Here is a 26148-nt window from a genome sequence, read left to right as displayed (position 1 = left end):
GCATTAAATAAGGTAACATGGCACAATATACACGACTAGAAGTAGCCCAGACCATGAAAGATACGGGGTTGGTCCCTTTGTTTTTCAACAGTGATATCGAACTGAGTAAAAACGTGCTGAAGGCCTGCTATGATGGTGGGGCACGCTTGTTGGAATTTACGGCCCGCGGGGACTTTGCCCATGAGGTCTTTGGAGCGCTCAACAAGTATGCCATTAAGGAGCTGCCGGGTATGATCATGGGTGTGGGTTCGGTCACGGATGCGGCCCAGGCCAGCCTGTATATGGCGCTTGGTGCCAATTTCGTTGTAACGCCAGTGCTGAGAGAGGACATCGCCATAGCCTGTAACCGAAGGAAAGTATTATGGTCACCGGGTTGTGGAAGCCTCACCGAAATAGCCCGGGCCGAGGAGCTGGGCTGTGAGATCGTCAAATTATTCCCGGGAGATATCTACGGTCCTCAGTTCGTAAAGGGCATCAAGGGCCCTCAACCATGGACCAGCATGATGCCCACGGGAGGGGTTTCACCCACCGAAGAGAACCTTAAAGGATGGTTCGATGCAGGGGTAACCTGTGTGGGCATGGGCTCACAATTAATATCTAAGGAGATTTTAGTTAATAAAGACTATGCGCAGCTTGAACAAAAAGTTAGATTTGCATTAGGAACAATCAAAGGTCTAATAACCCAATAAAGTTAACGATATAGAATTTATTTAAAAGTAAATAGCTATTCCAATATTCTCTCAATTTTTAAAATAGTTAATTTTTAAATTTCAACTTACATGGAAAAAGATGAGGATATCGTTTTTCTATTGCAAAATTTGGCAATAGCAGAAATGGAAATTAGGTACCTGAAAAAAAGATTGGATAATGTGGAGGATTGTTTGAGGCAGGTACATAATGTGAATGATATTAATTTTAAATTGGATGCAGAGAAGAATTAACTCAAGTTGTCAACTTTTTTTATCAAAATTGAAGAGGTCTGTAATAAGTGTTTCTGAAGTTCGTAAATATTAACTCTGCGTACTAGGTTCGCTTTTTAGTAAGTCCAATACGAAGATCCGCATTCAATATAAAAGACAGGAATGTCTTCGACTAATTTGCTCAACCAATCAGCACAAAATTTCATCCCATATTCCTCGGAGTTAATATGTCCGATAAAAATAATCGCTTTTTTTCTTCCTTGTGCAACAGCATCTCTAACGTATTCATAAGTTTCCCATTGTGGCACTTCCCCCGCAACTACAACATCAACATTACTCTTTTGTAGTTGTCTAATTTGGATATCACTACCTGTTGCACCAGGAATATAGATAACGTTGGATAATTCCATCTCTGGATCACCAACTACATAAAAACTATTTTCCGGAAATGTCCTCTTCAAATTTTTTAATAGCTGGGTTAACGAGATTGGAGGAAAAGAAAACTTGTATGGATTACCTTTTACTTTATTATTTTCCCAGCCAAGCTTTTCAATCATTCCAGAAATTATACCATCTGGTTGGATTCGGTGAATATAATCATGAAACCTCCACACTACAAGGTTATGATCATCGATAAATTTCTTTTTTTCCAGATATACTGAATCATTCTGAAATTGTTCGGTGTTGTCTAAATGGTTATAATAAAGAGGCTCGTGAACAATTATGAAATTACAATTTTTATTTACTGCCTTTTTCAAAACTTCCATTGTAGCAAACATGCAAGTAATTATACCTTTAACTTGTGTTTCTGGATTCCCTTCTTTAATAACATCCACTGTGTTAGGCACAGGGGCTGAACCTGTATTCTTAATGATGGTTTCGATCAACTGTTTTGCAGAAATAGCCTGATTGGATGGTAAGTTTTGACTAATAAGAAATATTGGGAAAGTGATAATAATTAAGTGGAAAAATAGTTTCATTATTTTATGGTGTAAATTGGATTTATTTGTGCCTATATGACATTAATAAATACATCTATGTGCTTAGATGTTAAGGATTAAAGATAACCCGAAAATCATTCGGAATTGAATTTTCTTTAACTAATTTAACTCCATTCAGGAACTTAGTTTTGTCTGTAGGCTATGTTTGCTTTTAAAAACAAACCTAGTAATAAGGAGAAAATAATTATATCCATTCTATTTTTAGGTTGTAATTTTTGTTTCCAGACCTATATGTTCCTTCTATTTAATTGTATTGTATGCATTGATTGCATTTTGTATTAAAATACCAACCTGCCTCTGGCAGGAAGTTTATCCCGCTTACAGCGGGAAGTGTAAAAAGGGGGAGCAAAGCGAGCCTAAAAGATGCAACCAAGGATCTTCGTTTTGGTCTTTCCCCAATTCAACTGATTAGTTTGAAGCATGATTTTTTAATTTAGAAAATACCCTTTTAGAAACTTTAAAAACAGATCCATGTCTAATTCCATCGGGAAATGAAATGGAGTTTGAAATATCTTTCCAATTAACTAAATCATCTGACTTTATAGCTCCAAAAGAATGTTTTCTATATTGATCAAAATAAACTATCCAAGCATTATTTAGGGTTGCAATTGTGGGACCTTCAACCCAATTTCCTGATATGGCTTTTGAAACAGGCACATTCCATTCATAAAGATTATCTGAAAATAAAATATGAAGACTTTTTTTAGGTTTTGGATGTAAGGTTTCATCTTTAACTATCATAAAATACTGATTTTCGTTTTCAGATATAGTAGCATCAATAACATTAAACCCGGGCTCTAAAAAAATTTTCGTTTCTGAAAAAACTTCAAAATCTTTGGTAGTTGTGTAGTACATTCTGTGGTTCCAATCTTCTTCAGCTTGATTTGCGGTTTCCAAAAATTTATCAGAAATAGTACTAGCCCAAAAAATAAGGTATTGGTCTTTATTCTTATCATAAAACAATTCTGGAGCCCATGAGTTTTTGCATGACTTTTCGTGTTGCATAACAGGAATAAACTTTTGTTCAGACCAATTAATTAAGTCATCGGAATTTGAATAACCAATTCCTCTTTCTTCCCAACTTACAGTCCAGACCATATGAAATTTTCCATCAGGGCCTTTTATTATACAAGGATCACGCATCAGTTTGTCCTTACTTAATTCAGGAATTAAAAATGATTTATCATCATTTAAAGCCTCCCATATAAGTCCGTCATTGCTGTATGCCAAATGGAGCCCATCTTCTCCGTTGTTCTTGAAATATGAAAATAAATAAACCTCCTCATTTACTGAACAGCTCAACGTCATAAGTGTAATTCCAAATAAAATTAATTGATAAGCTTTCATAACCTTTATGATAATTTATTTTTAATAAAGTTGATAAGACATTAGAAATATAAAATAAATCAAGTACTAAAAGAAAAGTAATTTTATTATAATACTATAATTCAGAAATATTTTTGTCTTAAACGTGTATAATTAATTGATTTGATTGTGCTGCAGCGCTGAATAATAGAGGGAGCAACCTGGTAAAACCCACTCAAGAAATGGGGTGGTTTTTTTGTTAATATTAAAAGTTAATTACATTCCTTTACCAATAACAGCATGACAAAAATCTATCCACCATTGCCACTTCCCCATTGGAGCAATGGCTAAAGAATAAAATGCCACACCAATAAAAGCAAAAGAATAGGAAGCATATATCTTTTTGTCCTTTTTATAATCCATTACCATCAGATAGAGTAAAACAATATGGGCTGCCGCAAAACAGATATAAACAGCTTGTATATATGTAATTGGGGGGTTGCCATCATATGATGCTAATAATGGTAAATAGAGTAGTCTGGCTGTGGCAGGAAGTAGAACCCAAAAAACAGTTGATATCATCCATCGTGCATGTCTATTAGTATTCTTGGCATTTAAAACCCCTAAAACAACAGCGATACTAAAACCTGTTAATGCGCAAAGGTCTCCGAATGAGAAACCATATTTTAACATATCTGGCAGAAATTCATTTACTACTTGATAAGGCATTACTTGAAAGGCAGAAAAGACAACACCTCCTGCAAGGAAAAGCATGACAATGCCTAATTTTTTATGATAAATAGCAGGTTTGTTATGAATCAACCAAGGTTGTAAAATTAAGAGTAAATACCATGCTGTTGCAGTTAGTCCATGCATATGCTGTCGCCATGGAGCATCTGTAAAAACACTCCAATAAGACATGTAAAATCCGGCAATAGTTAGAACAAAAGGAATTATGAGCCACAGATGAGCTTTAGGGTATACTAAATTAGATTTCATGGTAATTTGTTTTATTACAGGTATGGTAGAGGTAGAACACTTAAAGTTAAAAAAATATTTTTAATGTAATAATTCTTCATTTTAACTGCATGGTATTATTGATTACAGGTTGTCTTAAAATGCCAACCTACCAAAGGCAGGGAAACTTGCCAGGTTTTTTTAATGCTTCAAGTCCAGGAAAACGACTTTACCGTAGAAGATGTTTACAAGACCTATAAAGGCGAGAAAATAGAAATGCAGCACACTGTTAATGAGTTCTTTGAACGGTACTTAAAACGCGTTAAAACCCTTGTTGGGATTGATATAAAGGAGGTTACTCGGAACAAATTCTATCAGGTCTTATTTCGTTGAAAACTTGAGCGTGGTTTTTGAATGATACGTTTCACCGACATCCAATGTTGATGACGGGAAATGGGATTTATTAGGGGAATCAGGAAAATGTTGAGTTTCTAAACAGAACCCATATCGGTGATTATAGACTATATTGTTTTTTCCGATAATACTTCCATCCAGAAAGTTCCCGGAATAAAATTGAATACCAGGTTCTGTGGTCAATATCTCCATATATCGCCCACTTTTTGGCTCATATACTGAAGCCGCAAATTTAAATGCCTTATCACCATCTATGATCCAATTATGGTCAAAGCCTAAGCCAAACTTCATTTGCTCATCATCGCTTTCAATATCCTGGCCAATCTCTTTTGCGTTTCTAAAGTCAAAGGGGGTTCCGGTTACTGACAAAAATTCTCCTGTAGGAATTAAACCATTGTCTATAGCCGTTATATTAGAAGCATTTATTTTTAACAAATGACTTAAAACATCTCGCTGTGCTCCGGTAAAATTAAAATAGGAGTGCTGCGTTAAATTAACGATGGTGGGCCTATCCGTTTTTGCAGTATAATTAAAGCTTAAAGTATTATCATTTCCCAAAAAATATTCAACCTGGGCAATCAAATTACCGGGATAGCCTTCCTCACCATCTGGGCTTACATAGTTAAGTTTTAAGCCAACTCCATTTTCATCCTTAATTTCTGTAACATCCCAAACAACCTTATCAAATCCTTTTATTCCTCCGTGCAAATGGTTTTTACCGTTGTTGGTTGCTAATTGATACGTTTTACCTTCAAGTTCAAATTTTCCGTTAGCAATTCTATTGCCATACCTGCCAATTATGGCTCCAAAGTAGGGCGTTTTTTTTAAATAACCTTCCATGTTATCATAGCCCAAAACAACATCATCAAATTTTCCAGTTCTGTCTGGTGTTTTTAATGAGGTAATAATTCCGCCATAGGTGATTGCCTTCATTTCAATGCCTTGTTCGTTGGTCAATGTAAATTGTTTTATTTCAGTACTATCCGGTAAATAGCCAAAGGATTCTTCAATCACGGATACTTCTTTTTGCTTATCCTCAATGTTCTTAAGGGCAACGTTCTTTTCATTTTTGCATGACAAGGTGGTAATTAGTAAAATTGTATATAGGACTCTTATCATTGTCATGGATTATTGTTGAATAAATAAGAAATGGAGTATGTTATCAGCAAGTAACAGAACATAATTTTAACTTTTTTTCTTCTAATTTTAATTTGTACTACGCCTGGATAGGGCGGTCAAAGTGAGCAAAGCAAACTAGGTGCTCAAAATGGATTCATTTGTGGTTAAAATTACTTGTTTTTTTTAAATTTTTACGCATCAATTCTCCATTAATATCGATTCGATGAGCGGTATGAACAAGCCTATCTATAAAATAACATCAGCAATAGTTTGAAATAAATAGATGTAAGAGGAGTGGTAGGCTCCTCTTTGGTTTTTAGAATTGCATCATTGGCGTTGTAGGGCTTTCGTGCTTTTTTAACTAACCCATAGGGCCATATACAATGGCCTCATCACCAATATCTATAAGTTCACAACTTTTAGAGAAGCTACTGCCATCCGTTTTAATTTGAAATTTTAAGCTTTTGTCCTTACCATTAGAATCTATCGGAAGCCAGCGATAGGGGAGGTCTAGTTCTAATTCTTTTGGGTTTATAATCTCAAGAATAGCATGTTCCCCGTTTAGGTTTTCAAAACCAGCTGGTTTGGCAAAAGATAATTCGAGTGTTTTATCATCTATTTTTTTACGTTCCATGAGCTGGATAACCCTGTCATCAACATACTTTTTAGCATCAGGTTCTGACCAAATAGTATCTTGATTCATTTGCAATGCGGCCAAGAATCCTCCCTGTATTGAGCCTTCAAAACCACCTCCAGGGAAAGCCCAGGCCGATGCAAAGTACAGGTTGGGAATCAAAAAATTGTTTCTAAATCGCTTACTTGCTATTTGGTCTTTAGTTTGGGCATAACCATAAACCGAACCACTTGGATTCGAGGTAAAGCGTTCAATGGTTTTGGATGTTGCTACTTCGTAGTATTCGATGCTATTTCGAATTCCTGGATACTGCTTTTCTAATCGCTGCAATAAAACTTGTGCCACTTCTTCTTTTTTTGCACGGTAGTCTTCATTATTTAATTTTTCCCAGTCTTCAATATAATCCACAGTGCAAATAACACCTTCAGTTTTATGGGGTGGCGTCAATCCAGCATCGACCTTATTATAGTCTACAAAAATGAATCTGCGTTTAGACCAATCTCCATGGTGGTTGCTTTTAATATCCTTCAATTCATATACACCATCCCCTTGAAAGACATTGGAATAATATTTAACACCAAACTTTTCTATATCAGTATTGAAACCGAGATACAGACATAGGAGTGAACAGGAATTGGTTTTAGATTTGATTTTTTGTTGAAGCGTTGTCGAGTAAGGCTCGTCCAACATCGACGGTACTAAAGGAATGGCACAATTGGCTATAACATTATCACATAAAATGGTATAAGGTCTTATATTTTTATTAAAACTATCTCGGAATATAACTCCGGTTGCTTTGCCATTATTCGTAATGATTTTCTCTGCGCTTTTACCTAATAGAACACTGCCGCCATTCTCTTCAATACAGGAAGCAAGATAGTTGGAAAGTTGCTGTGACCCCCCTTTTATAAAGTGGCCACCATTCGCAATAAAGCCGGAAAATGGTACAGCGAAGTAAAACATGGATAGGGTATAAGGATCATCTCCCCAATAAACGATATGTGCAACGAGATCCAATTTTGCATTTTCATTGGTGAGGTACTTATCTAACCAGGATCCGACGGTGTGCTTGGTAGCCTCCACAAGGTTCGGATAAAGTAATGGCATCAATGGATAAATCAGTTTTTGTTTTAAAGGTGAGCGTGGTAGGTTGATGACTTCTTTTCGTACTCCCCCTATCAACTTCATGAAGCGTTTGATGCCTTTTTTATCTTCAGGATATTTATCTATTAGGGCATTCATAGCGGCATTGTATCCATGGGGCATTACAAAATCTTTTTTATCTGAAACCACTCCGTAAAACTCAGGTACTTTTACAAATTGTACATGTTTATCTACATTCAGCAGTTTAAAAATTTGGGTAATCGACCCATTTTCAGTGAGCCCACTCATTTCATGCAGGCCCACTTCTATAATGAAATCTCCTCTTTTAAATGTGGTTGCACAGCCACCAGGCTTGTGATGCTGCTCTAATAAAAGAACTTTCTTACCAAATTTGGAAAGGGTCGCTCCTGCGGTTAATCCCGCCAGTCCGCCTCCTATAATAATAGTGTTGTATTTCATTTGAAAATATTTTTAACATGGATTCAGGTTTCACGCTTGCCAGGTATTTTGAAAATGGATTGTTTGCTTACGAGACGAAATTCATAATTAACAGAATATCGCAATCTTCACTTACAATTTACTGTGCACAAAACGCTTACCGTTTATCTTTTTTTAATTGTTCTATTTCCTTTTCAACGGAAAAGATTTGAAAGGGATTGAAAGCACCGATATATTGAAATAAAATAGCAATTCCCCATCCGCCTGTTGGCCAGATAGGCCAAATATGTCCCCTACCTGTAAGCGCCCAAATCACCCACAAAAAGGCAATTACCAAGACATAAATCAAAAAGTGGTGCTTGAAATCAATTTGCTTTTGTGCTTTTTTTTTCAGTTGTTCTTCTGTATAATCATTCATGATGAATCATTTTTTTGCTTATTCTTCCTGCTTTTATTAATGATGCATTTTGATGGTCACTAACTAATGAAGACATCTCTAATTAATTCACAATAAAGCAGTTAAGATTTAAAATATTGCGAAAAATAGCATACTTTCTACAGAGGTACAATGATATAAATCAGTTAACTGTTTTATATTAAGATCTTGAGTTCAGCGCTAAATCATAAAGATGCCCAGCGGTTTGGCTATGATTTCTAAAGATATATTTTGTTGGAAGGAGATTAGTATGGAGATAGAGAAGTTAAAGAGGAGTGGTTAGTGTCTCTTTGATTTTTATGGATTGTTATGGCTGTTGTATTTTCGTTATTTTTTTAAGTCCTCACCAATCCTAACCATGATTTTATTGGTATCATTGATTAATGTCTTGGGTTTGTTTCTTGATCTATTAATTCAATAATATCGTCAATAAACCGTGACAATTCTAAATATCTGCGGTGTAATGTTCTAGAGACAACAAACTTTTCTTTAAGTATATGTACTAATTTGTCGTCTACCTGGCGGATTAAATATAAATTTTGTTGGACACCTTGGTCGTCTCTATATAGTTCAAATAAATCCTTACAATCTTTACAGGTACTTCCAAAATCGGAAAATGTATTTAAGTATGTTTTTAATTCTTTACTGGTCAGCTCTTTTGAATACGCTTCAGCCGAAGCTACTCTTTTTAAATGTAACTGATAAAAATTGGTTATCTTTTTTCTTAATTCAACATTTGAAATTATGGTAATACCTTCTGATTGTATTGCACTGTTAGCACTTAATTTTGGAAAGAGTTCGGCAGCTTCTAAAATATAGCTGGTTGACAACTTAAATGGGGTATTTTCTGAAATTTCATCCTCAACTAAAGATTTGTAAAGTTCATTGGTAGTGGAAAGTATTTGTTGCGACTTTTCAATATCGGTCAATAAGTCATTTTTGGTTTCAATAAGGTCACTTCTCAATTCTATTAAAAGCTTAATTTCTTTTTCCCTTTCTTTTCTATGTTCATTCCAATTATTAATTTGTAGGGCAATCAAAATACCAATTACAACAAGTACTATTTCACCAATAGCATATTTCAGATACTTTCCGGTTCTACCTTCTGAAAGTAATTGCCGACGGATATTTCTAAAAATCTTAATCATAATTAAGTTGGATATGTATTCCGCAAGCGGCGATCTCAACCAAAGGTCTGCCAGACCTTTGATTTTGTATTACAACATCGCGTTTCGATAATCTAAGGAATTTTATCATGGGTTATTGGTTGGTTACAATCAGATTTTTAAATCGTCCTGAAGAGCCAAATCCTGTCCAAACTCCTATTTTTTTTGATTTTGTTGCACTTAATCTATCGACAACTAAAGAAGGTTCAGACAAATCATTTACATATACGTCTACGCTGTTTTCTTTTATGTGTAATCTTGCTTTAAACCAATCATCAGGATCTGGTGGCGTCGATATGCCCTTTTCGAATATTCCCGTTCTTTCAGATCTTAATTTGTTCCAGGTGAATTCAGGATGATAGATGTATTGAACCATATGCTCCCGTCTTATTTGTTCTTCTGCAACAAAATTAAAAGGGCGGAAATACACAGCTTCATAAGTGTCTTCGTCTTGTATATTAAAAGCTACTCCAATAAAACTTTTGCCCGGGTTATTCTCACCTAATAATTCAATTTCAATAATGCCTTTTTCAAATTCCAGATCTTCAATAATTCCAATACCACTGCTATTCTCTGTATTCAGTGCTATAGCATCCCGCTGTTCTTCATAAATGGTTATCGTACGGTTAACTGCCTTTATTTTCTGATCAGATAATTTTTCAGATAAATTGATCTGTTGTTGACCAAATGAGATCATTGCACCTAGAATGAACACAGTAATAAAAAGCGCTTTTTTTTTAATATTCATTTTCTAAATAGTTTAATTGCCAATAACATTTAGGCTATGATTCCTTTCTTAAAGATACATATTTTGCCGGAAGGAGAAATAATTTGAAGATTGAGAAATTAAAGGAAGTGGTTGGCCTCCCTTTAGGGTTTAAATATGAATTGTAATAAGTTTTACAGTTGATACTTATTTAAGGGGATCGATTTTCTTTACGCCTTCAAATGTCATTTTCACTTGCTTGATCGTACCGTCTTCATTAAATTCTAACTGGTCCATGCAAGTAACACGATGATCGCGCCCTTTATTTGGAATGGGGCGTCTGTGGTAAACGATATACCAATGATCCGTGTTGGGGGTATTAATCACTGAATTATGACCTGCTCCTGTAGCAATAGTACTATCCAATTGTAGAATCGTTCCAATTCTTTCATAAGGTCCTGTAGCCTTGTTTGCCATGGCATAAGCAACTTTATAGGTGTCGTCTCCCCATGAACCTTCAGACCACATCAAATAATAAATCGTGTTCCTGCGGAACATAAACGGGCCTTCTACATATCCGTCAGGTGTAATTTCTTTAAACAATGTACCATCATTCCAGGGAATAAACCCGGTAAAGTCATCATTTAAAATAGCCAAATTGCAGTGTCTCCAGCCTCCATAAAACATATAATAGGTGTCATCAATATCTTTAAATACAAACTGATCTATGGGTTGAGCACCATTATGAAATTCGGCTATCAGCGGTTTTCCAAGGTAATCTTTATATGGGCCAGAAGGAGCATGGGCCACGGCTATTCCTATGCCTCCATGATGATTAATCGTGTCTTTTTCGTTCCAATACGGGCCACCTGGTTTTTGAACATCATTTGCAGAAAAGAATAAATAATATTGGTCATTGTTCTCAATAATTGATGGAGCCCATAACGCTTGTTTTGCCCATTTAATAATTGAAGTGTCTAAAATACGGGGATGCTTTTCCCAGGTCACTAAATCTTTTGATGAAAAAGCATCGAAAAACACTTGGTTTTCATATTTTGCCGAATAGGTAGGGAAAATCCAATACGCATCCTTTAGAACAATTCCTTCTGGATCGGCATACCACCCTTCAAATAAGGGATTACCAGAATATCTTAAGGTTTCATTCTGTTTTTCTTTAAACCTACAGGAGGAAACTACAATAAGTATCGAAACAACAGATAAAAGAGTGGTTGGAATGGTTTTCATGCGTAATCTTTTTATTCTGAAAAACTAAACTCAAACGTATTCATACGCCTTTAAAGAATCGCTTATCTTAGCGATACCTGTAAAAGTAGCAAATTAACTTGACAACAATTCCAGGTCAACCGGTCAACGCATGTATCCAAATAGAAGGGGGTTATATCCTGTAAACCTCCAACTTTAAAGATGACTCAAGACCGTGATGGTAAGCGGTACTTGAAGTGCGGCATTTTTGATACCCAAAGCACGACTTATAGAAATTCTGTATCTTTATGAATTCATCTGTTTTTTTATGATTAATTTCTTTAGAAAAATACGTCAGTAACTCGTATCCCTAAACAGATATAGCAAATATCTATTATATGCCATTGGTGAAATTATTCTGGTGGTCATAGGGATTTTAATTGCCTTGCAGGTTAATAATTGGAATCAATCACGAAATGATAAAAAGTTTGAGATCACCATGCTCCAAGGAATTAAAAGTTCCCTAGAGTCAGATTTAGATTATTTGGAGATGATTAATCACAGAGTCAAAGATAAAGAGGAAGGTATACAGGAACTTTTAAAAATGACTGCTTCAAATCAAACATATTCGGATTCAATTCTGCTTGAGGGCTATAACAGAATGAACACTGCTGTTTCTTTTATTAACAATAAAGGGGGCTATGAGGCTATAAAATCAGTTGGCATTGATAAAATTTCCAATGATAGTTTAAGGAAGATGCTAATCCAAACTTACGAAGTAAGATTCATAATGGTAGAAAAGATTATGGGTAATATATTTGAAGATATCGATATCAAAGATTACAAACTCCAACTCCATAATGCTTTATGGAAAAGAATTCGTATACAGCTACCCGATAAAACCTTTAAACTTGTAAGCAGGCCTATAAACAACGAAAATTTTTTGAGTCAAACGGAACTTGTGGACAGAATAAAAATAGAACAGGACTTTGTTAGCGCGTTCAGTTTTTGGATCAGTCACTTTCAAAGAACGGTTGAATATTGTTTGGATGCCGTTAATCAAGAACTAAATAATGAATAATTTCTTTCCTAAAATACGCCAACAACTTTTACCTTAAAATAGGTTTCAGGGTTACCCGACAAGTATTACTTTTCGCCTGGAACAAACTAATACATTCTTAATTTCTATCGTGAAATGATGCAATCTTAATTAAAGAATAATTATTCCAACTTTTCCTTGAAAAATGCAATGGTTCTTTTCCAGGCCAGGTTCGCAGCATCTTCATCGTAGCGTGGTGTGGTATTATTGTGAAAACCATGGTTTACCCCTTCATAAAAATGGGCTGTGTAGGCTTTGTTGTTTGCCTTTAAGGCTTTTTCATAATCCGGCCAACCCGCATTGACACGAGTGTCCAATTCCGCAAATTGCAGAAGCAAAGGCGCTTGAATTTTGGCGGCTTCTTCGGCCGAGGGTTGCCCCCCATAGAATGGAACAGCTGCGCCTAAATCGGGTAATCTTACCGCCATCATATTGGAAATCCAACCACCAAAACAAAAACCAACTACGCCAACTTTTCCATCACAATCGTCATGATTTTTAAGATAATGGTACGCAGCTATAAAATCTTCCAACATGTCATAACGATCCCGTTGCCGTTGTAAAGCGCGCCCTTCATCGTCATTACCCGGATAACCGCCAAGAGGGGTTAAAGCATCGGGTGCAAGGGAGATAAAACCTTCCAAAGCGGTGCGCCGGCATACATCTTCAATATATGGATTCAGGCCCCGGTTTTCATGTACGACTACCACACCCGGCAATTTTTTCTCAGCATCACGGGGTTTGGATAACAACCCTTTTATGGTGCCACCGCCTTTTGGCGATTCATAACTTATATATTTGGTATCCAAACGCGGATCATTGGGCTGTACCAACAGGGTGTCTATATAATTCGGACTCATAAAACTGAGCAGCGAGGAAACGGTTATCCCGCCAACAGCATACAAGGACAACTTTTCAATAAATTGACGTCTATCGATTTTATTGTGGGCATAATCGTCATAGAGATCAAAAACCTTTTGTTGAAGGTCTTCTTTTTTTAATGGTTTCATGAGAATATCCGGTTTAATTTTAACCCTATCAATATAGGAAATATTAACGAATCCATTAAACGGGATGGGATGTTTTATGTGCTATTTGTCTTAAAATGCCGACGAACCAAAGACAGGTAAACTTACCAGATTTTTTCTTCAGAAAAGCTTGGGCCGGAAGAGTTATATTTAACATATCAAAATACGTGTCTAAAGAAAGTTTAAAATGGCCTCTGTCCCTTAAGGGGAATACCCGTAAATATCTTTCAATTTTTGAGCTTGACCATGGTCATCGATAATATTTAAGTCGTACCTGATATGTATTTTGGTGTTTATTGGCGCATGATAGTAGATCACCCAGGCATCGGATTCCCTGGTGCCTATACATCCATTGGAATACGCTTTACCTAAGGTAACGGGGTTTGTGGTTGGGTGTATGAATTGGCCGTTTCTTAAGCCATTTATTTCAGTTTCCAAAAATGGAATGAGAGGCAGTTTGGTCACTCTGTTATCGTCTCTTTTGGTTACAACATACTCATGGTTATTTACAGGATTCACATATCTTGGATTTTTATGGTGTTTTATAATAATTCCATCGCCCTTTTTAGTTCTTAAATCCTCCATCCTGCCCGACATTTCCAGGTATTTTTTTTCGTGCCTGCCAACCCGAACAGGAAACTCATAAAGCTTCAGCGAATTTTCATAAATACGAAGTTTAAACTCCGGAATATTCACATCCAGATAGGTGTTCTTCAAGGAATGCATAAGTTTTACCGCCACAGCAGTATCCGGAATGGTTATCGATGTGCCTTCTGCCAATGCAATCATTTTTCTTTGATTATATACAAACGAATCCAGTGCTATCCTTCTGTAGTAATCGGTGTTCATAAGGGTGTCCAATAGCCACGGATTACTTTTAACCAAAAGGTGCTCAGTGAGTTTATAGGGTGTCATGGAATCATATTTTTTCACAAAAGAATCCATAAACTGAAAATAATGTTCAACCCGGATATTTCGATCGATTTTAACGTTTAGAGGAAGTAAATTGTGGTATAAAGGGGTTTTACCCATTGTATATGCGTATGCCGTGTAGGGATCCTCTTTTAGGGAACTGCACTTGAAGGTTATCCATAAGAGCATTACGGGTATTACAGCTACTGTTGATAAGAGTTTAATGGTTTTCATTTTGAAATAGTCAACACCCATTTAGCTGCGTTTCACAACTATGTTTTTTAAAAGGGTTATTCTTCTTCTCTGCTGTAAACACTTGATAAAACAGAAGTGATTGTTAATCCAATGCCCAGGCCTAAAATTATGGCGCCCACAAACATTAAGGCGGATTGCTGCAAGAAAAAGAAACCTGCTCCTAAACCTGCGAGAAGGCCACCACCAATGGCCCAATTACTTTTGTCTTCTTTACTGCTCATGTTTTTATTTTTAATATGAATGGAAATGATTTCATGGTATGGTTAAACCTATTGTTCCTTATTTCTTAATACGGCCAGCTGTACAATGTATATATGCTTTTGCTTTTTTACCCAAACTGTTTTTCTCCCCAAAGGGCGGGTAGCCCATTTTTGATAGCCTATGTTTTACCGCTTCAATATCCTCCTTATTATGATGCTCAAAAGAAACTGTACCATATTGGAGTTTGAAGGTTATGTTCTTTAGGTGTTCAAATTCTGAAAGCCTTTTTAGTATAAGGCCTTCACATCCACTGTCTTTTAAGTTTTGTAGGTATAACGTGGTTTTCATAATGAGAAATGAATTATGGATAAAGGTAGACCCTGGAGGTAACATTTAAAATGATAATCATCAGTCTGCTAAAAGGGGAATTATAGTTTTACGCTTTTGAACGGGACCAACAATAGCGACGGGTAACAGAAATAGAGGGCTGTTTTAAGGCCATAATCCCTTTTTTAGAAGTTTTGTATCTTTATAGAACTATCAGTCAAATCATGTAAAAATGGCTAGTGAAACATGTGCTGGTTGTTTTGGAACTGGCTACGTTGATGGCATAAAATGTACCTTTTGTGGTGGAACCGGGCGTATTTGGGTGCCGGATAAAGTTGATTATTCGTCAAACACTCCTCTTGGGAAAGGCAATTATAATCGAGGACCATCGTGGTTTGATAATGCCTTTGAAGATAATTTGGCTGAACTTTCATTTCTTGCAGTTTGGGGATTAATTATTTACAAAGGGTTTAAAAATCCAGAAACCAATTGGTATATGACTATAGCTATTGGTTTTATTGCGGGATTTGTGGCGTATAAACTACTTAAAGGACCATTGCGTCCCATAGGCACTCTATTGAAATATGCATTTTATTTAGGGATATTAGGCATTGCAGTCTATGGTATTTATCAGATTATAGTGCTATTTCAGGATTAAATGTAATAAGAGATAGAAGGATTTTATGTATACCATTTAAGCCGTTGTGTGGGGGTTTTATACCATAGCTCATATTTTAACTGGATGGCAGGCATGAATGACCTTTTGCTATAAAACACCAACCTACCAAAGGCAGGTAAACTTGCTACGTTTTTTATGGAAAAAAGAGCCCATATGGGGACCTAACTTTTAATGGGCCATCTGCAATTTAAAAATCATAAAACTATCCATAGGATTCTATTTGTAATGAGGTCTTAAACCTGCTATGATGTTTTTATTATTTAAATATGGATCTGTATTTATTCCAATCCCAGACTCTCAATATAGGCCTTGTTATTCGAGGGTCTGCCTAAAAAGGCTTCCAGTGCCTTATGGATGTCGTTTTGAGTGCCATTGGCCAAAATGAGTGTTCTATAGCGCCTTCCGGTTTCAGGATCCAGCAATCCATTTTTTTCAAACTGCGTAAACATATCCTGGGCATATACTCTGGACCAAATGTAGCTATAAGAATATACCGGGTACGTATTAATGTGAATCCAATTGGCCTGTTTATGGGTGCCCTCCACATAACGATCCAGGACGCCCATGTCGGTATCAATATCCTGCCATAATTGATCCGTGTTTAATGGTTGTTCGGGGGTGTATCGATCATATATGCTCATATCATATTTGGCAAAACGTAATAGCCTTTGTAAACTTAAACCGGAAAAAACCGTATTCGCACGTTGCAAATTGTCATAAAGCGATTTGGGGAAGACCTCACCCGTTTCGTAGTGTTTGGCAAATAAGCGCAGAATATCATAATCCCCTAACCAATTTTCAAAGATCTGGGACGTTGCTTCGGTGAAATCCTCTTCAGGTTCTGCCAGGGTAAAATACGCGCCCTCATAAGCCATAAAGGTCATAATATGTCCAAACTCATGGAACAGGATTTCTAATTCCTTAAAACTGAGTAATGACGGTTGGGTATCTGTAGGTTTAGTGAAATTGCTTAACAACATGGCCTGGGGTATTTCATAGCCATTCGCTGTTTGACCTCCTTTGCTGAAGTATTTGCCATAGAACCAGGTCTCCTTATTGGGTCTTGGAAACAGGTCCAGATAAAACCGCCCCTTTAGGGTGTTCCCCTCGTACACTTCATACATTTGTACGCCTTCGGCCCAAACAGAGGCATTTTCAACGGGTTTAAAGGTATACCCCAAAAGGATTTGATAAATATCAAATACGCCTTGCAGACAGCGTTCCATAGGAAAATAATGCCGCATGTTTTCATGGTCTACTTTGAATGTCGTTTTTAAGAGCAGGTTTTGATAATAGCTTATATCCCAAGGATTAATGGGGCTGTCATCTTGGGGGGTATGATGTTTCGAATTTCTGATCATCTTTAATGCACGCACCTCTTTCTGTACCTTGTCTCTGGAGGCTTCCACCAGGCCATCTAGAAATTCCCAGACCCGTTCCGGCGTCTTAGCCATATGGTTTGCTAATTTATAGGCCGCATAGGAGTCGTAGCCCATTAATTGTCCCAATTGATAACGCTTGCTGATTAGGGAATCTAAAATACTCAGGTTGCCATCGGCCCCTCTGCTTAAGAATTTCGTCATATACGCTTTCCGAACGGCACCGGATTCAGCATTTTCCATTACGGGACCATTTGTGCTGTTAATGACAGGAATCTCATACCCGCCGTTATCCAGGCGGTATTGGTCCTTGAAATTCTCCGGTAAACCAATGGCCTGTTCCTCGCTCAAGACAAGCACGTCGTTGGCTGTGTTCATGTTACTTGTAAACTGGGACGATAGTTGGTTGATCTCAGCAGAAAGTCTTTTATACTGTTCTAACTGTTTAGCGCTCAAATTTACCCCGGATCGTTCGAAGTTATGGATAACCACATCCATTAATCTTTTTTTAAGACCACTAAGCGTCTTACCGTCTGCTGAAGCTGCAAAGGACTGAAGCTTGTTAAAGAAGACCTTATCGGAGGTCATGGCTTTTTTCAATGAATCTAAGGTTTGGTTGCCTTGATTGCCTGCAGCTCTTACTAAGGAATCGGGGGATACCCAAAAGAGGTTAAAGGCATTATTCTTGGCAATATCAACCTGATTTAAAATGGCATCATACCTGCCAAAGGTGTTTTCAAAATTGATTTTGTCCGTTCCTTTCAGGGCATTCAACTCTTTAACAGCATGATCCATTGTATACTGAACATATTCCTTTAAATGATTGGCCTTTACCTCTGCATAGGCTATGGGCTCATTAAGGGCCACATTAAAAGGATTTTCTGCAGACATTTCCAAGGGCTTAACTTCGGTGTGATTGGAGCAGGCTATTGAGACGGATAGCGCAATCGAATAAAATAAAAGGGTTTTGAATCGCATAATGGGTTTCATTAAAATGGCCGGGAAAACCATGGTATTCAGAATCGTTTTGGTTTATAAGTTACGAATTTTAATATAAGAGGGCGTTGGGAAGACGGATTACAGACCTTGATTTATAGGAAAATTGTAAAAAATAAAATATGCCATTGGATAACCGAATGACGTAAAGCGATAATAATTAGCTATATTTAGTGGTTTAACATGACGCTTATATAATGTATAGGATTAAGAGGATAGGCTTTAATAAAATAGCAGTGAATACTATGCATGCTTTCGTTTTGACCTTTTTAATGGTTATGGTATCCTGTAAAAGCAAAACGACTTCCGGGGCGTCCACTAAAGTAGATTCGGTTAAGCCACAGCGTGAGACTTTATTTAATGGAAAGGATTTGAGCGGTTGGAATACCTATTTGGGTGTGCCGCAGTCCACTTCAGAGGTGAAAGGCCTGGCAAAGGATAAGGGTAAATATACCGAACCTATTGGTTACAATAAGGATCCCTTACATGTGTTTTCGGTTGTTGAAGTGGATGGTGCTCCGGCAATCCGTATTTCGGGAGAAGTATTTGGTATTCTTGTAACAAAAAAAGAATATGAAAATTACCATTTGAGCCTGGAATTTAAATGGGGTAAAACTAAATATCCGCCCAGGGAAAACAGTAAGCGCGATAGTGGCGTGCTTTACCATTCGGTGGGTTTAGAGGGCGCTGCCGGAAAGGTATGGATGCGTTCTGTGGAAATGCAGGTTCAGGAAACGGATACGGGTGACTTATGGTGTGTCGATTCCACCACTGCAAATGTTAGAAGTATACGCTTTACCGAAGACAAGGAGATGTATAAGTATGATGCCGGTGCCCCCTTTAATGCGATTAACATGAGAACGGAAAGATATTGTAAAAAAGCGGGCGATTATGAAAAGGATTATGGGGCCTGGAATCGATTGGATATTTATGCTTATGGTCGTGAAAGTTTTCATGTGGTGAATGGTCATATTAACATGCACTTAACAGCTATTGGTGAATTTGTAAATGGTAATATCATACCGCTATCCAAAGGTAAGATTCAGCTACAATCTGAGGGCGCTGAAGTGTTTTATCGTAATATCAGCATTCGATCTATAGATAAAATGCCGTTGTTTAATTAAAACAAACAAGCAAAATTTCAGGTTATTTCCTGCTAATCATTACAAACCTGTCATTTTTGTTTCATATGGTATCTTTATTTCCATATCGAGGTCAACCCAGATATTCACAATGTACCTGGTCAGTCCCTGTGCAATGCCCATATAAATTATTAACCGGTTTGGTCCTATAAGATTCGGTTAGACCAAGGGGTGGGATTTAAGAAAAATAGAACCTAAATGCACTGTTGGTTAACAATTTTTCCTATCTTAAGGCAAATTCATTCCAACTAACCTAAAAACTATGAAATCCATTGTGCTTTGGATATGCGCGCTGATATCCTTTACCGCCTATTCTCAAAGAGTAGAAATTCCGGACAAGAATTTTGAACAAACCTTAATTGATCTGAAGATAGACTCAGATGGTCTGGTTAACGGTTACCTGTTAAAAAGGGATGCCGAATTAATGACCTCCTTAGATATTTCCAACAGACCTATTAAAGACCTGACAGGAATTGAAGCGTTTACCTCATTGCTCTATCTCTACTGTTTCGACAATCAATTGTCTCATTTGGATCTTAAGGATAATACGGGATTAATGGTTGTGCTTACGGATGTGAATGAGCTTATCCCTCCAAACGGGATGATTTTGGATATGCTCTGGTTTGATTAGATAAAGTAACAGGTATTCTAACTAATTACACCAGAACAACCCTTAAAAACAAAAATTATAAAGGTTCCTTACCCCGCGTCAAGAGCGTGAGCACCCTTCACAAAACCACCCCGTTTTTAGGGGCTTTTATGCAATAGACATCCATTTTAATAAATTTAATGTTGAAATTAAGGATATTAGATGTTGCCAGTAAACATAAAAGGAACGATGTTGTTCGTAAAGTTGGTCCCTGTTTGATTCACTAAACCAAACCAACCTCTATCATCCCAAACACTATATGACATTTGTTCACTTAAAGTTCTGGTATGAAATGTCCGGTAATATCCTTTTACAATATCAGAGTTTCTTTCTGATATAGGGCTTGATGAAGTACCTTGTCTGCCTACACCAAATTCACCATAATTTATGGGGACATCTAAGAGTTTTGAGTGGAGGCCTACTTTCTTGATGGCATTTTCAATTGTTGCAGTCCCTGGGAAGTTGCTATTATTGCCAGTTTGTCCACAAAAACTCCATGGGTTATAGCTATGCACTTGTATTCCAAGATATTTGTCACTACCTCCACCTGGTAAATAGGATTTATTAGGATAGACCTCTTCAATCATTACTTCATTCCCTTGACCATTAACGGATACCATTATAAAACGTGTGTCATTCTTACCTCCCGTTGCTCTAATTGCATTGTATCCTATTTCATTTACTGTTCGCGTAGATGACAAAGCAATAGAGCTGTTTGGATCAGGCCAATTTTCGGTAGAACTCCATTGTCCCAACTTACCCTCAGGCTCGTTTAAAATTTCAAAAATGAGATGTTGATCGTACTCTTTAAAATGAGTAGCTATTTCTGTCCATAAAGTAAAAAACTTAGACTCATATACACCAGAACCGTCATAATGATCTTTTAGCCATACTTCATGATGCGTATTGATCACAACATAAAGTCCAATACTAATTGCATAGTCTATTGTTTTTACAAGTTCCTGAAATCTTGGGTTATTGATATCGATAATACCATTTTCATTCGCAAGATTATTCGTAAATCTATCCATCCATGTTACCGGAATTCTAACATGCTTCATACCGGCATCAACATATAAGTCGATAATCGGTTTAATACTGGTAAAAGTAGTTGCATTAATTCCATTGTCAAATACATTTCCTAAGTTAAAACCGGCGGACATTTCAATAGTAATTTCCTTTGCCGATAGTATTCCCGTTCTTGAGGGATCGGGATCCGTTGTCTCATTTATATCTTCTTTAACAAACACAACATCTTCAGATCCCGAACAAGACAAGGTCATAAATGTTAATATCCCCAACACCAATAATCCAAAACGCGATAAAATGCTTTCTCCAATCATCATATCATTTTTCAATAGTAAATTATTATAATGCCGTAACAGTTGGGGCTTCTTCATTCAAGAAATTTGAATTCGTGTAAGATGTCCGGGTTACATGTCCATTCTCGAAAACATACACATGGGTTGCTAAACCTTCAATGTCCCCGCTGTGTGATAAGGGACTTCCTGCATTAACATTTAAGGCTACACCACCGCTTGTATTACTATTTGAATAATTCAAAGTCAAATTAAAGGCAGTCGCTGAGCTTGCTCTATTCATTATCATGACACTGGTTTTATCATTATCAACAGTACCAAATACAATGATATCGCTCTTGCTAGATTTTCCTTCGTAATAGGTACCATTAAAGTTTTCAGCAATCATTTGCATGTGGCGATATGTTGCTCTAGGGGTCATATTTGCTCCATCAATAAAACTATAGTCGGTACCGGCTCTATTTCCACCGTTTTCAAACATACTCCAAGTTGTGGCATAAGTGGCTTCGTACTTCATACACAAGTTTAAAATCCCTCCAAACATTTGACCATTCCCCCAATTGTGAACATAGGACCCGTTTTTAGCATTAAACTCGCCAATTCCCCAGCCTAATGCGTTAGCGCCAGTTCTTCCCAATGCCTCATTAACGGCATCAACTTTTTCCTTGCATTTTATTATTGAATCTTCAAATCCATCGAGTCCTTCATAGGCTAAGTTTTGATTTGCTGAATCTGACTGCGGATATCTGTGCCATGAAATCCCATCACAATAGTAATAATCCTTACCAGGTACTTTTCCTGCGATGTTATTTTTACCACCAAATAAATCATCTATCGCGGGTTCTATATAATAAGCGAAATCAGGCCCATAAATTTTAATGCCTGGATCTATTTCCTTCATTGCAGCAGCACGTTCTTTGAAATAGGGCTCTACTAAACCAGCGACAGCTGTTGGAGTCGAATTAAATTCCAACCATGGTTCATTACCGATATTCCAGTACGTAATGGGTTTACCGGTAATCAAGTCAACATTAAAAAGTTTAACCAATGCGGCTGCTTCTGAAGCAGGATCCTTTTGTGAAACCTGCATGATCGGTTCTGCCCCCATGGCCTGTATTCTTTTTACCCAATCTGTTAGTATCGCGTTTGAAGGCATATCGTCATTATAGCCATTCCCCCCAATTCTTATGGATTGCATTCCTGCATCGGCCGTTAAATCCCATACCTGGTCTGTGATGTTTCTGGTATAACTCCATGCATTATTTCCTACTAATAATGGACTAATTGCTGTCCCCGGGCCGGGGTCCATATTTCCATCGTCCGGATTTTCAACAGCTTCGCCATCAATGAAAACGACCTTATCATCGCTGCAAGAAATGCATAAAAGGAGCGTCATCAACCCGATTAATAAATTTAATTTTTTCATATGATCTTTATTTTAAGTTTATTTCTACTGTTTTGGGAGGTAATTCATTTTCAAAAAACGTACTGGAATACGTGGTTTTAAGCAGTTTATCGTTTTCAAACACCAGTGTCTGTGTAGATAAGCCATCAATACTGTCTGTATATATCAAATTACTATTTGCATTTATATTCAGTTTCAATAGGTTTTCATGTGCTATGGTATCGGCGTTTTTTAATGACAAATTATAGATTTTCAAATCTTTGGCCCGATTCATAATCATGACACTTACTTTAGATCCTTCATAAGAGCCAAACGTTATGATATCTGATAATGACGAGTTACCTTCTGCGTAATAGCCAGTAAAATTGTTGGCGATCATTTCAATGTGACGATAACTGGGCCTTGGTGTCATATTTTTTCCATCGATTAAACTAAAATCAGTGCCTTTCCGATTACCTGAATTTTCGAACATGCTCCAACTTGCGGCATAGGTGGCTTCATATTTCATACATAAATCCAGGATTCCTGCAAACATCTGACCATTTTCCCAGGTATGAACTTGTGGTCCGCCTTTCGCATTGTACTCGCCAATACCCCAGCCCAATACATTATCCTCCTTTCTATTATGCTTGGTGTTTATTTCATCCACTTTAGCTTTACATTTTATTATGGAAGATTTAAAATCTTCGATTCCTTCATATGCCAAATTAATATTCTGATCCTGTGGATACCTATGCCATGAAATACCGTCACAGAAGTAATACGCCTTACCCGGGATTTTTCCGGAAATATCATTCTTGCCACCAAACAGATCATTAATGGCTTCATCCATGTAATAACAAAGATCGGGTCCATATATCTTAATATTGGAATCAATCTCTTTCATAGCCTTTGCTATTGGCTTAAAATACGATTCAACCATACTACCGACTTCAGATAATTCAGGCTTTCCATTTTGTAACCAGGGTTCATTACCAATATTCCAATATTTAATGGGCTTACCGGTAGTTAAATCCACATTAAAATACCTTACCAGTTCGGCGGCGTTTTCAGGAGGGTCATATTGAGATACCTGTAAAATGGGTTCCGCTCCCATATCTTGAATTCTCTTCACCCAACTTTTAAGCTGATCTTTACCCGGGATTTTTCTGTCATAGGCATGACCTCCAATTCTTAAAGAGGACACCCCAGATGTTTTAATTAATTCCCAAACCTCATGACTCGGGTCTATGTACCAAACATTGGTTCCCACCAACATTCGACTAATCTCTATGTTTTCATCTTCTTGAATTTTGGCAATGGGCGGCATACTATTATTCGAAGGCTCTTGATAGGAACGCTCTTTATTGACACAAGAATGTATCAGCAATAACACTATACATCCAAATAGGATTTTTCCGGGTAAGAATTCGACTAAAATACTATGCCTCATATTTTTAGTCCAGGAATTTATTTTTGTAATAATCTTGTAAAGTAAAAAAGGCCTTTTTCTTTTTACCTGTATTTGAAAGCAATCCTTTTCTATTCCAGAAATTTTGATATACGGGATGTTGTCGTCTTGGGGATTTAAAATCGACAAGTATCCAGGGGGTCATACCACGCAGACCATCTATTTTATCCAGCATTTCCAATTGATTGATATAAATCAATTCCTGATACTCTTCGCTCCACATGGTATCTTCATCGGCATGAAATCCCCCTAATGCTCCAGCACCAAATTCAGAAATGACTACCGGTTTATTAAATTTAATTTCAAAGGAATACTTTGGCAATTCTTTTGCATTGGACCAATACCAGCCGCCATATTCATTAAAACTGGCCAAATCCAATTTTTCTCCCAGTTCATCATCTACAGTTACGGTATAACCATGTCTTTCAACTTCAAGGGCGGCAGCCACCAGTCTTGTATCGTCCAGGCTTCTTACGGTGTTCACCAACTTACCCATAAAGTCATTTCTGACTGCCGATACCGGGGTTTCATTTCCTACTGACCAAATGATTATACTTGATCTGTTTTTGTCGCGTTCAATGCCAACGGATAATTGATTTTCAGCATTTTTGTAAGTTTCTGGATTGGTCCAGGAAATCGTCCAATACACGGGGACCTCAGCCCAAACCAGAAGGCCTACCTCATCACATAACCGCAGCATTCTTTCGTTATGCGTGTAGTGCGCCAATCTAATATAATTACAGCCCAATTCCTTGGCCCAGTTGAGTATCATTCTCATATCCCCTTCAGAGCGTAGTCTGCCACCCAACAATGGATTCTCATCATGAACGGAAATTCCTTTTAGAAAAATAGATTTACCATTTAAGATGATGTCCTTACCCTGGGTAGCTATGGTCCTGAAACCTATATTATCGGAAATTTCATCGCTTTCAGAAGAAATGATAACCTTATAAAGTTTGGGGGTTTCAGGGGACCAATAATTTATACCTGAGACAGGAATATTAAATTTAACCATACCGTTTTCATCGGTATTGTAGGACGCTTTTATATTTAGCTCCGGTATTTCAAGATTAACGGCTTCCTTGGTATTGTTGCCCTCTAATTGTATATAACCTTCAATGGTATGGGTCTTATTTTTGGCAAGCTGTACTCTATAATCACTGATAAAGGATTTTGGCGTGGAAAATATGGTGACATCCCGTGTAATGCCACCGTAATTCCACCAGTCGGTATTAATGGTTGGGATTTCATCCTTTTTTCTGGTATTGTCCACCATGACAACAACGAAGTTGTCGCCCATAACCAGGGCATGAGTTATCTCAAACTGAAATGGTGTAAACCCACCTTTATGTACGCCCAACTTTTTCCCGTTGAGATAAATGTGGCTTTCATAATTTACGGCTCCGAAATGCAAGAAGTATCTTTTATCGGTTTCAGGAGCTATGGTAAAGTCTCTTTTATACCATAACGTACCCTCATAAAATTCTAATTTTTCATCCTGGGAATTCCAGTCTCCGGGAACTTCCAATGTTGGTTCATGGTTAAAATTATATTCTGCTCTTTCCGATTTCTCAAGGTTGTTTAAATTCTCATAAAACCCTCCTTTTCCTGTTGCGCTTTCGTCAAATGGCTTCAGTCTGTAATCCAAATAGCCCATTTGATAAGGGTCTATAATATAGTTCCAGGTTCCGTTAAGGCTGATACCATTTCTGCTTGAAATGTTCTGAAATGTTTTTTGGGAAAAACAGGAATAGCTCATTGTAGTCACAATAACTAATGCCCATAAAATTCTTAATAAATTCATAGTTTATTTTTATAAAGGTTTAGAAGGAGTTTAGCGAGGGTTTAGGTAATATGTTTTACCTAAACCCGTCATTTTAAACTAAACAACAAACTAACTCAAA

The 26148-nt window shown here is 37.1% G+C and carries 25 protein-coding genes; 7 read left to right on the top strand and 18 right to left on the bottom strand.

Translation table 11 applies throughout. The annotated features are described in order from the left end of the window. The first annotated feature begins 17 nt into the window (after nt 1–17). Together MR054_RS04400 and MR054_RS04395 are read left to right on the top strand one after the other, a co-directional pair. On the top strand, nt 18–689 hold the full coding sequence (locus MR054_RS04400; protein ID WP_242156347.1) for a bifunctional 4-hydroxy-2-oxoglutarate aldolase/2-dehydro-3-deoxy-phosphogluconate aldolase: 672 nt from the start codon (nt 18–20) through the stop codon (nt 687–689). A gap of 90 nt (nt 690–779) precedes the next feature. Continuing rightward, nucleotides 780–941 (top strand): hypothetical protein, encoded by a 162-nt coding sequence (locus MR054_RS04395; RefSeq protein ID WP_242156346.1) that lies wholly within the window; start codon nt 780–782, stop codon nt 939–941. A 95-nt stretch (nt 942–1036) separates the two neighbouring features. Here the strand turns inward: MR054_RS04395 and MR054_RS04390 are convergent, their stop codons facing one another. From MR054_RS04390 to MR054_RS04380, 3 genes are all read right to left on the bottom strand, one after another. After that, nucleotides 1037–1900, bottom strand: a complete 864-nt coding sequence (locus MR054_RS04390; protein ID WP_242156345.1) for a Nif3-like dinuclear metal center hexameric protein — start codon at nt 1898–1900, stop codon at nt 1037–1039. Between the two features lie 429 nt (nt 1901–2329). Then, on the bottom strand, nt 2330–3268 hold the full coding sequence (locus MR054_RS04385; RefSeq protein ID WP_242156344.1) for a glycoside hydrolase family 43 protein: 939 nt from the start codon (nt 3266–3268) through the stop codon (nt 2330–2332). Nucleotides 3269–3502: 234 nt separating this feature from the next. Beyond that, on the bottom strand, nt 3503–4225 hold the full coding sequence (locus MR054_RS04380; protein ID WP_242156343.1) for a hypothetical protein: 723 nt from the start codon (nt 4223–4225) through the stop codon (nt 3503–3505). A 162-nt stretch (nt 4226–4387) separates the two neighbouring features. Here MR054_RS04380 and MR054_RS04375 point away from each other — a divergent pair, with 162 nt between their 5' ends. Further along, the gene (locus MR054_RS04375; RefSeq protein WP_242156342.1) at nt 4388–4576 is read left to right on the top strand and encodes a hypothetical protein; all 189 of its coding nucleotides are present in this window, start codon (nt 4388–4390) and stop codon (nt 4574–4576) included. Here MR054_RS04375 and MR054_RS04370 read toward each other — a convergent pair. The 6 genes from MR054_RS04370 to MR054_RS04345 form a co-directional block, all read right to left on the bottom strand. Next, on the bottom strand, nt 4565–5722 hold the full coding sequence (locus MR054_RS04370; protein ID WP_242156341.1) for an aldose epimerase family protein: 1158 nt from the start codon (nt 5720–5722) through the stop codon (nt 4565–4567). The two genes, MR054_RS04375 and MR054_RS04370, sit on opposite strands and share 12 nt — an antisense overlap. 355 nt (nt 5723–6077) lie before the next feature. Further along, on the bottom strand, nt 6078–7913 hold the full coding sequence (locus tag MR054_RS04365; protein ID WP_242156340.1) for a phytoene desaturase family protein: 1836 nt from the start codon (nt 7911–7913) through the stop codon (nt 6078–6080). A gap of 136 nt (nt 7914–8049) precedes the next feature. Then, nucleotides 8050–8310 (bottom strand): 2TM domain-containing protein, encoded by a 261-nt coding sequence (locus tag MR054_RS04360; protein WP_242156339.1) that lies wholly within the window; start codon nt 8308–8310, stop codon nt 8050–8052. A gap of 398 nt (nt 8311–8708) precedes the next feature. Then, entirely contained in the window at nt 8709–9476 is a 768-nt protein-coding gene (locus MR054_RS04355) for a DUF6090 family protein (RefSeq protein ID WP_242156338.1), read from the bottom strand. A 112-nt stretch (nt 9477–9588) separates the two neighbouring features. Next, entirely contained in the window at nt 9589–10242 is a 654-nt protein-coding gene (locus MR054_RS04350) for a hypothetical protein (RefSeq protein ID WP_242156337.1), read from the bottom strand. A 165-nt stretch (nt 10243–10407) separates the two neighbouring features. After that, a complete protein-coding gene (locus MR054_RS04345) occupies nt 10408–11445 on the bottom strand; it encodes a glycoside hydrolase family 43 protein (protein ID WP_242156336.1) in 1038 nt (345 codons plus the stop codon). A 379-nt stretch (nt 11446–11824) separates the two neighbouring features. Here MR054_RS04345 and MR054_RS04340 point away from each other — a divergent pair, with 379 nt between their 5' ends. Next, complete coding sequence (locus MR054_RS04340) at nt 11825–12484, top strand: DUF6090 family protein (protein WP_242156335.1); 660 nt, start codon at nt 11825–11827, stop codon at nt 12482–12484. 140 nt (nt 12485–12624) lie between these two features. Here the strand turns inward: MR054_RS04340 and MR054_RS04335 are convergent, their stop codons facing one another. From MR054_RS04335 to MR054_RS04320, 4 genes are all read right to left on the bottom strand, one after another. Continuing rightward, the gene (locus MR054_RS04335; protein WP_242156334.1) at nt 12625–13512 is read right to left on the bottom strand and encodes a dienelactone hydrolase family protein; all 888 of its coding nucleotides are present in this window, start codon (nt 13510–13512) and stop codon (nt 12625–12627) included. 219 nt (nt 13513–13731) lie between these two features. Further along, a complete protein-coding gene (locus MR054_RS04330) occupies nt 13732–14676 on the bottom strand; it encodes a L,D-transpeptidase (protein WP_242156333.1) in 945 nt (314 codons plus the stop codon). A 56-nt stretch (nt 14677–14732) separates the two neighbouring features. Then, on the bottom strand, nt 14733–14918 hold the full coding sequence (locus MR054_RS04325; protein ID WP_242156332.1) for a hypothetical protein: 186 nt from the start codon (nt 14916–14918) through the stop codon (nt 14733–14735). 58 nt (nt 14919–14976) lie between these two features. Beyond that, complete coding sequence (locus tag MR054_RS04320; protein ID WP_242156331.1) at nt 14977–15246, bottom strand: cation transporter; 270 nt, start codon at nt 15244–15246, stop codon at nt 14977–14979. A 211-nt stretch (nt 15247–15457) separates the two neighbouring features. Between MR054_RS04320 and MR054_RS04315 the strand changes: the two genes are divergently transcribed. Further along, entirely contained in the window at nt 15458–15883 is a 426-nt protein-coding gene (locus tag MR054_RS04315; RefSeq protein WP_242156330.1) for a hypothetical protein, read from the top strand. Nucleotides 15884–16182: 299 nt separating this feature from the next. Here MR054_RS04315 and MR054_RS04310 read toward each other — a convergent pair whose 3' ends face one another. Beyond that, entirely contained in the window at nt 16183–18261 is a 2079-nt protein-coding gene (locus MR054_RS04310) for a M3 family metallopeptidase (RefSeq protein ID WP_242156329.1), read from the bottom strand. A 215-nt stretch (nt 18262–18476) separates the two neighbouring features. Between MR054_RS04310 and MR054_RS04305 the strand changes: the two genes are divergently transcribed. Both MR054_RS04305 and MR054_RS04300 read left to right on the top strand, forming a co-directional pair. Beyond that, nucleotides 18477–19403, top strand: a complete 927-nt coding sequence (locus tag MR054_RS04305) for a 3-keto-disaccharide hydrolase (RefSeq protein WP_242156328.1) — start codon at nt 18477–18479, stop codon at nt 19401–19403. Between the two features lie 280 nt (nt 19404–19683). Further along, nucleotides 19684–20052 carry a hypothetical protein gene (locus MR054_RS04300; protein WP_242156327.1) on the top strand — a complete coding sequence of 123 codons (369 nt, stop codon included), beginning with the start codon at nt 19684–19686 and terminating at the stop codon, nt 20050–20052. Between the two features lie 176 nt (nt 20053–20228). On the opposite strand, the gene MR054_RS04295 is transcribed toward MR054_RS04300, so the two are convergent. Genes MR054_RS04295 through MR054_RS04280 form a run of 4 tightly spaced genes read right to left on the bottom strand, consistent with a single transcriptional unit; the run spans nt 20229 to nt 26048 of the window. Then, a complete protein-coding gene (locus MR054_RS04295; protein ID WP_242156326.1) occupies nt 20229–21470 on the bottom strand; it encodes a glycoside hydrolase family 5 protein in 1242 nt (413 codons plus the stop codon). After that, nucleotides 21439–22815: a hypothetical protein gene (locus MR054_RS04290; RefSeq protein WP_242156325.1), complete on the bottom strand. Its 1377-nt coding sequence runs from the start codon at nt 22813–22815 to the stop codon at nt 21439–21441. Before MR054_RS04290 ends, MR054_RS04295 begins: the two co-directional genes overlap by 32 nt. Before the next feature lie 7 nt (nt 22816–22822). Beyond that, nucleotides 22823–24226 (bottom strand): glycoside hydrolase family 44 protein, encoded by a 1404-nt coding sequence (locus tag MR054_RS04285; RefSeq protein ID WP_242156324.1) that lies wholly within the window; start codon nt 24224–24226, stop codon nt 22823–22825. Nucleotides 24227–24230: 4 nt separating this feature from the next. After that, entirely contained in the window at nt 24231–26048 is a 1818-nt protein-coding gene (locus MR054_RS04280; protein ID WP_242156323.1) for a glycoside hydrolase family 2 protein, read from the bottom strand. Between the last annotated feature and the right edge of the window lie 100 nt (nt 26049–26148).

Origin of the sequence: Aestuariivivens sediminis, from assembly GCF_022662105.1 — a bacterium.
Taxonomy (GTDB): domain Bacteria; phylum Bacteroidota; class Bacteroidia; order Flavobacteriales; family Flavobacteriaceae; genus Aestuariivivens; species Aestuariivivens sediminis.
This window is presented reverse-complemented; position numbering and strand designations above follow the sequence as displayed.

Coding starts and splice junctions, on each gene's coding strand:
- MR054_RS04330 (WP_242156333.1), bottom strand. CDS start 14,676: ATGAAAACCATTAAACTCTTATCAACAGTAGCTGTAATACCCGTAATG.
- MR054_RS04355 (WP_242156338.1), bottom strand. CDS start 9,476: ATGATTAAGATTTTTAGAAATATCCGTCGGCAATTACTTTCAGAAGGT.
- MR054_RS04365 (WP_242156340.1), bottom strand. CDS start 7,913: ATGAAATACAACACTATTATTATAGGAGGCGGACTGGCGGGATTAACC.
- MR054_RS04300 (WP_242156327.1), top strand. CDS start 19,684: ATGAAATCCATTGTGCTTTGGATATGCGCGCTGATATCCTTTACCGCC.
- MR054_RS04395 (WP_242156346.1), top strand. CDS start 780: ATGGAAAAAGATGAGGATATCGTTTTTCTATTGCAAAATTTGGCAATA.
- MR054_RS04380 (WP_242156343.1), bottom strand. CDS start 4,225: ATGAAATCTAATTTAGTATACCCTAAAGCTCATCTGTGGCTCATAATT.
- MR054_RS04280 (WP_242156323.1), bottom strand. CDS start 26,048: ATGAATTTATTAAGAATTTTATGGGCATTAGTTATTGTGACTACAATG.
- MR054_RS04400 (WP_242156347.1), top strand. CDS start 18: ATGGCACAATATACACGACTAGAAGTAGCCCAGACCATGAAAGATACG.
- MR054_RS04285 (WP_242156324.1), bottom strand. CDS start 24,226: ATGAGGCATAGTATTTTAGTCGAATTCTTACCCGGAAAAATCCTATTT.
- MR054_RS04390 (WP_242156345.1), bottom strand. CDS start 1,900: ATGAAACTATTTTTCCACTTAATTATTATCACTTTCCCAATATTTCTT.
- MR054_RS04295 (WP_242156326.1), bottom strand. CDS start 21,470: ATGAAGAAGCCCCAACTGTTACGGCATTATAATAATTTACTATTGAAA.
- MR054_RS04350 (WP_242156337.1), bottom strand. CDS start 10,242: ATGAATATTAAAAAAAAAGCGCTTTTTATTACTGTGTTCATTCTAGGT.
- MR054_RS04305 (WP_242156328.1), top strand. CDS start 18,477: ATGTATAGGATTAAGAGGATAGGCTTTAATAAAATAGCAGTGAATACT.
- MR054_RS04310 (WP_242156329.1), bottom strand. CDS start 18,261: ATGCGATTCAAAACCCTTTTATTTTATTCGATTGCGCTATCCGTCTCA.
- MR054_RS04320 (WP_242156331.1), bottom strand. CDS start 15,246: ATGAAAACCACGTTATACCTACAAAACTTAAAAGACAGTGGATGTGAA.
- MR054_RS04345 (WP_242156336.1), bottom strand. CDS start 11,445: ATGAAAACCATTCCAACCACTCTTTTATCTGTTGTTTCGATACTTATT.
- MR054_RS04315 (WP_242156330.1), top strand. CDS start 15,458: ATGGCTAGTGAAACATGTGCTGGTTGTTTTGGAACTGGCTACGTTGAT.
- MR054_RS04360 (WP_242156339.1), bottom strand. CDS start 8,310: ATGAATGATTATACAGAAGAACAACTGAAAAAAAAAGCACAAAAGCAA.
- MR054_RS04385 (WP_242156344.1), bottom strand. CDS start 3,268: ATGAAAGCTTATCAATTAATTTTATTTGGAATTACACTTATGACGTTG.
- MR054_RS04290 (WP_242156325.1), bottom strand. CDS start 22,815: ATGAAAAAATTAAATTTATTAATCGGGTTGATGACGCTCCTTTTATGC.
- MR054_RS04375 (WP_242156342.1), top strand. CDS start 4,388: ATGCTTCAAGTCCAGGAAAACGACTTTACCGTAGAAGATGTTTACAAG.
- MR054_RS04335 (WP_242156334.1), bottom strand. CDS start 13,512: ATGAAACCATTAAAAAAAGAAGACCTTCAACAAAAGGTTTTTGATCTC.
- MR054_RS04325 (WP_242156332.1), bottom strand. CDS start 14,918: ATGAGCAGTAAAGAAGACAAAAGTAATTGGGCCATTGGTGGTGGCCTT.
- MR054_RS04370 (WP_242156341.1), bottom strand. CDS start 5,722: ATGACAATGATAAGAGTCCTATATACAATTTTACTAATTACCACCTTG.